This window comes from Streptococcus salivarius, from assembly GCF_002094975.1.
In the GTDB taxonomy this organism is placed as follows: Bacteria; Bacillota; Bacilli; order Lactobacillales; family Streptococcaceae; genus Streptococcus; species Streptococcus salivarius_D.
This window is the reverse complement of the sequence record NZ_CP015283.1, coordinates 2138787-2151407: the sequence shown is the minus strand read 5'-3', so window position 1 is coordinate 2151407 and position 12621 is coordinate 2138787. Positions and strand designations below refer to the sequence as shown.

8 protein-coding genes and 1 riboswitch are annotated in these 12621 nt (G+C 41.2%); all 8 genes read left to right on the top strand.

The window, feature by feature from the left end; all coding sequences use genetic code 11:
- The first annotated feature begins 164 nt into the window (after window positions 1-164).
- A riboswitch (M-box (ykoK) riboswitch) is annotated at window positions 165-318 on the top strand.
- 226 nt (window positions 319-544) lie between these two features.
- The 8 genes from mgtA to V471_RS10100 all read left to right on the top strand — a co-directional run bounded on the left by mgtA (window position 545) and on the right by V471_RS10100 (window position 12387).
- Complete coding sequence (gene mgtA, locus V471_RS10135) at window positions 545-3205, top strand: magnesium-translocating P-type ATPase (protein ID WP_084871480.1); 2661 nt, start codon at window positions 545-547, stop codon at window positions 3203-3205.
- Window positions 3206-3491: 286 nt separating this feature from the next.
- On the top strand, window positions 3492-4874 hold the full coding sequence (gene glmU / locus V471_RS10130) for a bifunctional UDP-N-acetylglucosamine diphosphorylase/glucosamine-1-phosphate N-acetyltransferase GlmU (protein ID WP_004182969.1): 1383 nt from the start codon (window positions 3492-3494) through the stop codon (window positions 4872-4874).
- 79 nt (window positions 4875-4953) lie between these two features.
- On the top strand, window positions 4954-5502 hold the full coding sequence (locus V471_RS10125) for an NUDIX domain-containing protein (RefSeq protein ID WP_045768981.1): 549 nt from the start codon (window positions 4954-4956) through the stop codon (window positions 5500-5502).
- 3 nt (window positions 5503-5505) lie between these two features.
- Window positions 5506-5766 carry a cell wall synthase accessory phosphoprotein MacP gene (gene macP / locus V471_RS10120; protein WP_013990959.1) on the top strand — a complete coding sequence of 87 codons (261 nt, stop codon included), beginning with the start codon at window positions 5506-5508 and terminating at the stop codon, window positions 5764-5766.
- Window positions 5767-5832: 66 nt separating this feature from the next.
- A complete protein-coding gene (locus V471_RS10115; RefSeq protein ID WP_004182967.1) occupies window positions 5833-6525 on the top strand; it encodes a 5'-methylthioadenosine/adenosylhomocysteine nucleosidase in 693 nt (230 codons plus the stop codon).
- A 392-nt stretch (window positions 6526-6917) separates the two neighbouring features.
- Window positions 6918-9935, top strand: coding sequence for a Spy0128 family protein (locus V471_RS10110; protein ID WP_084871479.1), 3018 nt, complete (start codon window positions 6918-6920; stop codon window positions 9933-9935).
- Window positions 9936-10065: 130 nt separating this feature from the next.
- Window positions 10066-11064 carry an LTA glycolipid anchor biosynthesis glycosyltransferase, IagA/BgsA family gene (locus V471_RS10105; RefSeq protein WP_021144521.1) on the top strand — a complete coding sequence of 333 codons (999 nt, stop codon included), beginning with the start codon at window positions 10066-10068 and terminating at the stop codon, window positions 11062-11064.
- Window positions 11065-12387, top strand: coding sequence for a glycosyltransferase family 4 protein (locus V471_RS10100; protein WP_014633432.1), 1323 nt, complete (start codon window positions 11065-11067; stop codon window positions 12385-12387).
- Window positions 12388-12621 lie beyond the last annotated feature (234 nt).

Sequence of the window (12621 nt, the reverse complement as noted above, 5' to 3'; positions counted from 1 at the left end):
TAGTCATGGAGCTTCGAAGAAGTTCGCTGACGTCCGCACTCACTTAAGGAAAGTCTCAAAAAATATTATTTTACAAAAAAGAGCGTAACCTCTTTTTTATTATCCAATCAAGCAAAAAGTCAACTTTCCCCTTGACAAGTCACTGTCTTAGGAGTAATATTTTCGGTGACATACGGTAGGTGAGGCTACCACAAGGATACGGATGACTACCGCAAAGCAGTGGAGACACTACTCGTTGGTCAACAGTCCTGATCGCCAAGGTCAAGACTAAGCTCATTTCATCGCCTTGCGGAGCTAAAGCTTGAACGGTCCATTTTTTGACAGAATCTATTAAAAAATCCACCTCGAGTTTATAGAGTCTTACCTGTATATGGGTAGGACTCTTTTCATTTGTCTGAGGTCCACCCACCATTAGTAAATTGAAAGGAGAAACCTATGAGACTAATCGACGATCACCCCGAACCGCACCTAACCAGTCAATCGCTGATTTAGTGTCTTAGGGACTCCATAAGTGATTGGCTCCTGATTAAATAAGGAGATTCCAATGTCAACAAATAAAGAAAGACTTATTGCTGCTCTTCAAGAGCCACTTGAAACAACCCTTACTCGCTACAATACTCATTTGGATGGCTTGAAGGAAGACCAAGTAGAAGAAAACCGTGACCTTTATGGGGAAAATGTCATTACCAAAGGACAAGAGGATTCTATCATCAAAAAGATTTATGAATCTATCATCAACCCCTTTACTGTTATTCTCTTAGTTATCGCTCTGGTTTCCTTTATCACCAATGTCTGGCTTGCTAAACCAGGTGAAGAAGACCCAACGACTTCTATCATCATTGTCACTCTAGTTTTGATATCTGGTGGTATCCGTTTTATTCAAGAACTTCGTAGCGACAAGGCTGCCAGTAATTTGTCTCGCATGATTGTCAATACAGCAACAGTACTTCGAGATGGCAGTGAGCAAGAAATCCCAATTGATGAAATTGTGGTTGGAGATGTGGTCAAACTAAGTGCGGGAGATATGATTCCGGCTGATGTGGTCTTACTAGATTCTCGTGATTTCTTTGTTCAACAGTCTGGCTTGACAGGTGAAAGCGATGCTGTGGAAAAAGCTTGTCTGGCTAAAGCAGATGGTCAAAATCTAGAGAGCCTGCTTGAGAGTGAGAGCCTCGCTTTCATGGGAACTAATGTTATCTCTGGTCGTGCAACAGCCTTGGTTTTAGTTGTTGGTGATGAAACCATGATGGGAGCAATTGAGCAGACCATCAATACTTATGACGAACCAACTTCATTTGAACGTGAGATGAACTCCATTTCTTGGCTCTTGATTCGACTCATGTTGGTCATGGTTCCTGTTGTTTTTGTGATTAACGGTTTAACAGATGGGGACTGGCTTGAAGCCGGCGTCTTTGCCCTTAGTGTGGGAGTCGGTTTGACCCCAGAAATGTTGCCGATGATTATCACAGCCAGTCTTGCCAAGGGTTCTATCATTATGGCCAAGGAAAAGGTGGTCATCAAAAAACTTAATGCTATTCAAGACCTAGGGGCTATCGACATCCTTTGTACGGATAAGACAGGAACCCTGACTCAGGATGAAATCGTTCTTGAGTACCCTCTTGATATCCATGGCGACCTTGACCTTTCAGTGCTTCGGAGAGCCTATCTTAACTCTTATTTCCAAACTGGCTTGAAAAATCTTATGGACCGTGCCATTATTAGTCGAACTGAGAGAGAAGCTAAGAAACACGACATTGTTCGTGACCTTGACCAAACCTTCCACAAGATTGATGAGCTCCCTTTTGATTTTGAACGCCGTCGCATGAGTGTCATTGTTAAAGACAATGATGGTTTTGTCAGCATGGTGACAAAAGGTGCCCTTGAAGAAATGCTCTCTGTTTCTAACTATGTGGAATACAAGGGTGACATTATCCCATTGACCGACGATGTTCGTGATGAAGTCCTTGCGGAAGTCGCACAGTTGAATGAACAAGGTTTGCGTGTTCTCGGTGTTAGCTACAAATCACAGCTTAATGAAAATGATGTCTTTAGTGTCGAAGATGAAAGTGACATGATTTTGACGGGATATCTTGCCTTCCTTGACCCACCAAAACCATCAGCAGCACCTGCTATCAAAGCTTTGGCAGAATATGGTGTGACCACAAAGATTTTGACTGGAGACAATGATAAGGTGACACAGGCAGTCTGTGAAAAAGTTGGTCTAGATGTGACACACATCCTACTTGGAAGTGATATTGATACCATGTCAGATCAAGATTTGGCTAAGGCTGTGGAAACGACAACAGTTTTTGCTAAGTTATCCCCAGACCAAAAGGCACGAATTATCCTAAGCCTTAAGGAAAATGGCCACAAGGTAGGTTATATGGGTGATGGTATCAACGATGCCCCATCAATGAAGGTGTCAGATGTGGGTATCTCTGTGGATACAGCTGTTGATATTGCCAAAGAAACTGCAGATGTTATCTTGCTTGATAAGGATCTAATGGTCTTGGAAAAAGGTCTTGTTGAAGGACGTAAAGTCTATGCCAATATGACCAAGTATATCAAGATGACCGTTTCTTCAAATTTCGGTAATATCTTTTCTCTCCTCTTTGCCAGCATCTTCTTACCATTCCTACCAATGGCACCTGTGCATTTGATTGTCCTTAATCTTGTCTATGATATTTCTTGTATCGCTCTTCCATTTGACAATGTGGACAAGGAATTTCTTAAAGAGCCACATATCTGGGAAGCCAAATCTATCATGCGTTTCATGGCTTGGTTTGGACCTATTTCGTCTGTATTTGATATTTTGACTTACATCTTGCTCTACTTCATCATTGTGCCAATGATTTTGGGGCATGGCTATGTTCATGGTTCACCAGAAGCAGCAGCCTTTATCATCATTTTCCAAACAGGTTGGTTTATCGAATCTATGTGGTCTCAAACCATGGTTATCCACATGTTACGTTCACCAAAACTACCATTTATTCAAAGCCACCCAGCACTATCTGTTGTTGTGACAACCCTATTTGCTGCTGTCTTTGTAACCTCTCTTCCCTACAGTCCATTGGCTAGTCTCTTAAAACTTAGCCATCTAAATGGTCTCTATTTCATTCTCTTGTTTGTTATTATCGTTTTGTATATGCTTAGTGTTACCTTTGTGAAGCATATCTATATTAAGAAATATAAAGAATGGTTATAGGATAACTATCCTTAGAAAAAAAGAGCGTCAGCTCTTTTTTCATTACCTTTCATTCTGCCAAAACCTTTTCATTTATGGTATAATAGGGCGATTATAGATAATCAGAGGCCCTAAAAAACGTCAGTTATGAGGACATGTTTTCTAAGAAATGAGAGACTATGTTTTCAAGGCCCCTTTCTTTCATAGGCTATCCCAGTGGGAGGTGGAGGCTCTGAGATTTGGGGCTCAAGGCTAGGACCGCCACGAAGGAAACCATCACAAAAAAATCTTAAGAAGGAAAAAGAAAATGAGTAATTACGCTATTATCCTTGCTGCGGGTAAAGGAACTCGCATGAAATCAGATCTTCCAAAAGTTTTGCACAAGGTTTCAGGCATCACTATGCTTGAGCATGTCTTCCGTGCAGTTTCAGCCATTGATCCAGCTAAAAACGTTACTGTTATTGGTCACAAGGCTGAACTTGTTCGTGAGGTTTTGGATGGTCAATCTGCCTTCACTATGCAAACTGAGCAGTTGGGGACTGGTCACGCAGTAATGATGGCTGAAGATGAGTTGGCTGGACTTGAAGGTCAAACGCTTGTTATTGCTGGTGACACGCCTTTGATTACTGGTGAAAGTCTTAAAAACCTTATTGATTTCCACGTTAATCACAAAAATGTTGCCACTATCTTGACTGCAACTGCGGACAATCCATTTGGTTATGGTCGTATCATCCGTAACGAAAATGGTGAAGTGACTAAGATTGTTGAGCAAAAAGATGCCAACGAATTCGAACAACAAGTCAAAGAAATCAATACAGGGACTTACGTTTTTGACAATAAACGCCTCTTTGAAGCACTAAAAAACATCAACACTAATAACGCTCAAGGGGAATACTATTTGACTGATGTCATTTCTATTTTCCGTGAGAATGGTGAAAAAGTAGGTGCCTTCACACTTCGTGACTTTGAAGAAAGTCTTGGAGTTAATGACCGTGTTGCCCTAGCTACAGCAGAAGATGTTATGCGCCGTCGTATCAACAAAGCTCACATGGTCAATGGTGTTACTTTCCAAAATCCAAACGCTACTTATATCGACGTGGATGTGGAAATTGAGCCAGATGTTGTCATTGAAGCTAATGTGACACTTAAAGGACAAACTAAGATTGGTGCAGAGTCAGTGCTTACTAATGGTACTTATATTGTTGATTCAACTATCGGTGCCAAAACTGTTATCACTAACTCTATGATTGAGCACTCAGTGGTTGAAGAAGGTGTTACCGTTGGTCCATTTGCCCATGTTCGTCCAGATTCAACCCTCAAAAAAGAGGTTCATATCGGTAATTTCGTTGAGGTTAAGGGGTCTACTATCGGTGAAAATACCAAAGCTGGTCACTTGACCTACATTGGTAATGCGGAAGTTGGTTCTGACGTTAACTTTGGTGCCGGAACAATTACTGTAAACTATGATGGACAACACAAGTTCAAGACACAAATTGCCAACAATGTCTTTATCGGAAGCAATTCAACCTTGATTGCACCGCTTGAAATTGGGGCTAACGCCCTCACAGCGGCTGGTTCAACCATCACAGATGATGTGCCAGCTGACAGCGTAGCCATTGGACGTGGCCGTCAGGTCAATAAAGAAGGCTATGCCATTAAGAAACCTCACCACCCAAGCCAACAAAAGTAGGCTTAAGGCTATCTGAGCTAGATTCTCTTGTAGAGTAGGGGTAGCTTAGAATGAGGTCAGAAGTAAAAGGAGTCAATTCATGGATTTTGAAGAAAAAACACTCAAACGTGAGTCAAAATTTAAGGGACATATTTTTGAAGTTGCAGTAGACGAAGTCCTCTTACCAGACGGTAAGACAGCTGGTCGTGAGCTCATCTTCCACAAGGGAGCAGTAGCCGTTTTAGCGATTACCCCAGAGGGAAAAATCATTATCGTCAAACAATACCGTAAGGCTATTGAGGCGGTTTCTTACGAGATTCCTGCGGGTAAGTTGGAAGTCGGTGAAGCTGGCGATGAAATGGCTGCAGCAGCGCGTGAACTTGAAGAGGAGACTCAATATAAGGGTGATCTCGAATTGATTTATGAATTTTACACAGCCATTGGCTTTTGTAATGAGAGAATCAAGCTCTATGTAGCGACTAACCTTAAACCTGTGGAAAATCCACGTCCACTTGATGATGATGAGTTCCTTGAACTCTATGAATTGACCTATGAGGAGTGTATGGAACTTGTAGCTTCAGGGGCTATCCAGGATGCCAAAACCATCATTGCACTCCAATACTATGCACTTCATTTCGGAGGAAAATAAGCTATGGGAAAACCACTTTTGACCGACGATATCATTGAGCAGGCCAAGCGTGGGGAAATCGATTTAGAGGAACATCCTTATTATGAGGACTATGATCAAGAGTTCTACGATGAGGATTATGAGGCTGATTACCAGCCTTCTGCCTACAAGAGCCGTCGAATTGAGAATGCTAAACGCAATCAATTTCAACACAAGCTTAATCGCATCCTCTTTTGGGTTGTGGTCCTCTTGATTCTTCTCTTCATTGCTGTCTTTTATTTCTAAAAAGTCTATGAGTCAGATAGCCCTAGCTACTGATTCAGGAAAGATTACAAGCTGAAAAGGAACTATATGAAAATCGGAATTATCGCTGCCATGGAGCAGGAGTTAGTGCTTCTAGTGGAGCAATTGGAAAATAAGGTTGAAGAAACTGTTCTTGGCAATACCTACTACACAGGACGCTTAGGCAAACACGACGTCGTTTTGGTGCAATCAGGTGTTGGTAAGGTTATGTCAGCCATGTCTGTGGCTGTCTTGGCAGACCATTTTGGTGTTGATGCCCTCATTAACACTGGTTCTGCAGGAGCAGTAGCACCTGGACTTAAAATTGGAGATGTGGTTGTAGCTTCAAAATTGGCCTATCACGATGTTGATTTGACAGCCTTTGGCTATGATTATGGGCAAATGTCTATGCAACCACTATACTTTGAAAGTGACTCTACCTTCGTAGAGACTTTCGAAAAGGTCTTGGCTCAGGCTTCCATTGATTCTAAGATTGGGCTTATCGCTACTGGTGATAGCTTCATTGCAGGTCAAGACAAGATTGATGCAATTAAAGGGCATTTTCCAGAAGTCTTGGCCGTAGAGATGGAGGGAGCAGCTATTGCTCAAGCCGCACACAGTGTCAAAAAGCCTTTCATCGTTGTACGTGCCATGAGTGATACAGCGGCTCATGATGCTAACATTACCTTTGATGAATTCATTATTCAGGCTGGGAAACAATCAGCTGCTATTCTAGTAGAGTTTCTCAAAGAGCTTGACTAAAATACTTTAAATGAGTGTTTATGCTCATTTTCTTAATTAATTTAAAGACGACTGCTATTCATTTAAGAATGGCAGTTTTTTTCTGCTTTTAGATAAGATAATCTTCTCATTTTTCTAAGAGAAAATCTGAATTTTAGCATTTTTCAGACGGAAATTGAATTAAAATTATGGCGATAAAATGAGAAATAAAAACAATATTAAAAGAGGGGTCCCGAAAGAAAGCTTATAATATAAGGGCTTACAAAATTCACTATCTATTGATATCTTAGAAAGCTTTACAAAACATCCAAATAGGTAAATAATTTTCTTGCAAAATTCTGAAAATAGTGTATAATCCAAAATGAAAAGGGTTACAAAAATGTTAAGATTTGTAATAATGGGAGGATAGAATCATGAATAACCGATTCGGTGATTCGAGGCAACGTTTCTCCATTCGTAAGTTTACGGTGGGCGTTGCATCGGTCTTACTTTCGTTTGCAGTTTTTGGTGTGAGTACCGCCAAAGCAGAGCAAGCTGAGGAGCCTAAAGGGCAACCAGCGACGAGTGTACTTGAGGAAGCTAGCGAGTCTGATGGTGGGGGCCAAAGGACAAGCACTAGTGTCTCAAGTCATGAAGCGACAGTTGAACCTACCGTTCATGCAGAAAGTATCAGTGCTATTTCAGTGACTGCTGTTACTAGTGAAGCTGCGGTTCAAGAGCAAACGGTTGCAAGCTCTGAACAAACGAGTACATCACAAGATAAGACTAGTGAGGGGCTCAGTGAGACACCTGTAGCCGTTAATGAGACACGTGAAGCTAGTGCTCTTGCAGAAGCAAAGAATAGTAGCACAACGTCTTTTGATAATTTTGGACTTAAGATTACCAACTCGATCAATCCCGTCTCAGCGGATGTCAAGGTGACAAAGATAGGAACTGAAATCCATATTCAAAATCCTGATGTGGAAATGGAATTTCCAAATGGTAATAATAAGTACGCGACTAACAAGGTTGTTTATCACAATATTCCTTTTCCTGATGATATAGCTATTAATTCAGGTGATAAGGTCATTCTCACTATACCAAGTGCATTACAGTTTAGGACGGGTTATAGTGTTAATGTTTACAATCCTAATAACGAAGTTGTAGGGATTGCTCAGGTTGATCCCAAGACAAACAAAATTGAAACCACATTTAATCGTTATTTTGAAGATTATCCTATCGGGAAATTTATGAATTTAGAGTTAGATACTCTCTTTTCAGAGGATTTTGAAGGTGGGGAACATTTACACCTTGATTTTGATGGCCATGTTATAGATGTTACAGTTGGGAAAGCTAATCCTATCCCAGAAGATGAAATTATTTCTAAGTGGGGTAGTCAAGATAAGAATGATCCTACTTTGATTAATTGGGGGATGCGTGTTAATTATGCTAGGCGTGTTTTAAATAACCTTCAATTGATTGATACCTGGTCTGATAACCAAAAATTTGTGGATGGATCTCTACAGCTTCGCTATATTGATTCAGCAGATCCTTGGATTGACAAGGGATCTGCTATGGAGTTAATCAAGAGTTTTTCTCACGACGATACTAAATTCGAACTTAATCTTAATCAGCTAGACCGTATGGTTTATATTTGGTATCAAACACGATTAGGAAAGCTAACATCTAATCAGAATAATACTACGAATAAAGTTAACCTATACACGAATGCTGAGACAAAAAATTATGATTATGAAGTACGTTTAGTTGGAGGTCGTGGAAATGCAGGTGGTGAACAACAAACGTATTTCAATCTTGAACTTGAGAAGGACTTGGCGGGCAGAAACCTCAAGGACAAAGAATTTACCTTCAAATTGGTTGATGTGACTGATAGTGCCAATCCTGTTGAGTTAGGGGAAACCACTAATGATGCCAAGGGTAAAATCGTTTTTTCAGATCTCTCACTCAGTAAGCCAGGCATCTATCGTTATCGTGTGACAGAGGTTCCAGGTAATGACGAAGATGTGGTCTATGACAAACTAGAAGCCAATATCACCATTCAGGTTGTTCGTGAAACTGTAGATAACCAAGTTAAATTGGTTGCTAAGGTTGCCTATCCAGAAGACATTATCTTTAACAATAAATTGGTAACACCAGCCAAGGCCAAAATTGCATTTGGTAAGGAATTGACCAAGGCAGGCGTTAAACAAGATCTAAAAGCAGATCAATTCCAATTTGTTCTCAAAGACCGTTTTGGAAAAGTCCTTGAAACTGTTGGTAATACGGCTGATGGTCAGGTTGCCTTTAGTGAGTTAACCTTTAACAAGGTAGGTACTTACAACTACACTGTTGAAGAGCTTACAGGTAAGGATGACTCAATTGTTTATGACAGCATGAAAGCTGCTGTTTCTATCACGGTAACACGTGATGGCGATGCTCTTGTTTCAACCGTGGTTAATCCTAAAGACACTATCTTTAACAACAAGTTTGTGACTCCAGCTAAGGCCACTATTCAGTTCAGTAAGGAATTGACTAAGGCAGGTGTCAACCAAACTTTGACTGCTAATGAGTTCCAATTTGTTCTCAAAGATAGTGCCGGTCATATTGTCGAAACAGTTGGTAATACAGCTGATGGTCGTGTTGCGTTTAGTGAACTTCACTTTGATAAGGCAGGAACTTACACTTATACTGTTGAAGAAGTTAAGGGAACTAACGAAGATATCATCTATGATGGTATGAAAGCGACTGTCTGGATTACAGTGACACGAGATGGTGATGCTTTGGTATCAACAGTTGCTAATCCAAAAGACACTGTTTTCAATAACTATGTTAAAGACGTGCAACCAGCTAAGGCTAAATTCGAATTGACCAAGGTTCTTACAGGTCGTAACCTCAAAGATGGTGAGTTTAGTTTCGTCCTCAAGGACGACAAGGGTAATGTTATCCAAACAGTGACCAATAATGCACAAGGAAATATTAGTTTTGGAAATATTGTCTACGACAAACCAGGTGTTTACTACTACACTGTTGAAGAAGTCAAGGGCAATGAAGCTGACGTGGTTTATGATAACATGGTGGCTAAATTCCAGGTGACCGTTACTAAGACTGTAGGTGAAAAGGAAAATCTACTTGTAGCAGCCGTTCTCCTTCCTTTGGATACAGAATTTAACAATAGTTACATTTCTCCAAAACCTCCTACACCGCCAACACCACCGACACCACCAAGTGTCCCACCTAAACCACCAGTGGTTCCGCCAACACCACCAACTCCGCCTACTCCACCGGTGACTCCAAAACCAGCTAAGCCAGTTCAATCCTCTGAGAAATCAGGACCTCAACTTCCAGAGACTGGTCAAGCAAACGATACTGCCTTGCTTGCCCTTGGTGTGGCAGCAGAAGTGGCAGCAGTCATGGGTGTAGCATATAGCCATCGTCGCCGTAAAGACGTTTAAGATGATGACCTAAAAGATCGAGTATTCTCGATCTTTTTTAGTATTTGGCTGTCCATCTCATTAAATGAGAAATCAAGATAAAGCCAACTGCAAGATGAAATTTCTACTAAATTAAGCTATAATGAAGAGTATGAAAGTTCTACTTTATCTTGAAGGAAAATCGGTTCTTGAAAAATCAGGAATCGGACGAGCTCTCCACCATCAGATGCATGCCTTGGACTTGGCGGGGATTCCCTATACAACGGACATCTTGGGTGATTATGATGTCGTTCATATTAATACTTATGGGCCACGCAGCTTGATGTTGTTGCATGCTGCAAAACGCCGTGGCAAGAAGGTCATCATGCATGGTCATTCGACACGTGAGGACTTTGAAAATTCATTCATCGGTTCTAACCTCTTGGCCCCACTTTTTGGGAAATATTTGGCCCACATGTACCAAAAGGCCGATTACGTGATTACGCCATCTGAGTATTCCAAAAAATTGATTCAGTCTTACGGAGTTACCACGCCAATCATTGCTGTTTCAAATGGGATTGATTTGAAAAAATACGGTAAGGATCCACGTAAGGAAGAAGTTTTCCGAGACTACTTTGGTATCAAGGAAGGACAGCCAGTGGTTATTTGTGCGGGTCTTTATTTCCAACGCAAGGGAATTGAAGATTTCGTCAAGGTTGCCGAAAAGATGCCTCATGTTCGTTTCATTTGGTTAGGTAGTATCAGCAAATGGCTAATTCCTAAGAAGATTCGAGACATTGTCAATGGTAAGCATCCTGATAATGTCAGCTTCCCAGGTTATTTCAAGGGAGCCGTCTTCCAGGGAGCTATGAGTGGTGCTAATGCTTTCTTTTTTCCATCTTACGAGGAAACTGAAGGGATTGTGGTGCTAGAAGCCTTTGCCAGTCACCAGCATGTGGTCTTGCGTGATATTCCTGTTTATGAAGGCTGGGTTGATGACAAATCGGCCTCATTTGGGCACAACGTGGACGAATTTGTAGTAGCCTTGCAAGATATTATCGATGGTAAAGTGGACAAACGTGAAGAAGGCTATAAGGTTGCAGAAAGTCGCTCGATTGATGATGTCGCCCAAAAGCTTGTTGAAGCCTACAAAGAAGTATTGGAGATTTAAATGCGTATCGGATTGTTTACAGATACCTATTTTCCACAGGTATCAGGTGTTGCGACTAGTATTCGCACGCTGAAGACGCAGTTGGAAAAAATGGGGCATACAGTCTTTATCTTTACCACAACTGATAGAGATGTTGACCGCTATGAAGACTGGCAGATTGTCCGTATTCCGAGTGTGCCTTTCTTTGCTTTTAAGGATCGCCGTGTAGCTTATCGTGGCTTTTCCAAGGCACTAGAGATTGCTAAACAATATAAGCTTGATATTATTCATACGCAGACAGAGTTTTCATTAGGTCTGCTAGGGATTGCCATTGCACGCGAACTTAGGATTCCTGTTGTGCATACCTACCATACTCAGTATGAAGACTATGTCCGCTATATTGCCAAAGGTATGGTTATCCGTCCAAGTATGGTTAAGTACATTGTTCGAGGCTTTATGAGCGATTTGGATGGAGTCATCTGTCCGAGTGAGATTGTTTATGACCTTTTGCTCAAGTACAAGGTTGCAGCTGAAAAACGTGTCATTCCAACTGGAATTGAACTTGAAAAATTCCAACGTCCAGAGATTACTGAAGATGATGTGGCAGACTTGAGAGCCAAGCTTGGTATTGCCACTGATGAGACCATGTTGTTGAGCCTTTCTCGTGTGTCCTATGAGAAAAACATCCAGGCTGTGCTGGCTGCTCTCCCTTCTGTTTTGGAGGAAGACGACAAGGTGCGTTTGGTTGTGGCTGGTGACGGTCCTTACCTACCAGATCTTAAGTCTCAAGCCAAAAAACTAGGTATTCAGGACAAGGTGGTTTTCACTGGTATGATTGCGCCTAGTGAGACAGCACTTTATTATAAGTCTGCTGATTTCTTCATTTCGGCATCAACCAGTGAGACTCAAGGCTTGACCTATCTGGAAGCCTTGGCTAGCGGTACCCCGATTATTGCTCATGGAAATCCTTATTTGGATAATGTGATTACAGACCAGATGTTTGGAACGCTTTATTATCATGATAATGATTTAGCCGGGGCCATTTTGGAAGCTGCCATTGCAACACCAGAAAAAGACGAAACTAAGTGGGCTGACAAGCTTTATGAAATTTCTGCGGAAAACTTTGGAAAACGTGTCTATGAGTATTACTTGGACCTTACGATTTCTAAGGATTTCCACAATGATTTGAATGGTGAAGATAGTACCATGAAACGCTTGACGCGTATGGTAACTTATTTGCCAACTAAGGCTATTACCTTGCCTGTTAATGGCTCTGTTCGTATCCTCAAAGGATCAGCCAAACAGGTCAAGAAAATCAGAAATATCACGAAACTTTTGGATTAGGAAAGCCACCAGATTTTCCTAGTTAGATAAAATCTTAGAATTGATTAATAAAAGAGATAATTAGCTTGAAAAATTACAGTTTCATGCTATAATAACGCATAGAGACATATCAGTCATGGGAAATCTTTCAGAGAGCGTGTGGTGCTGGAAATCACGCAGAGGACATGATTGGGACTACTCGATTAACTTTTTATGCAAACATAAAACGGTGGCCACGTTAGAGCCAATCAGAGG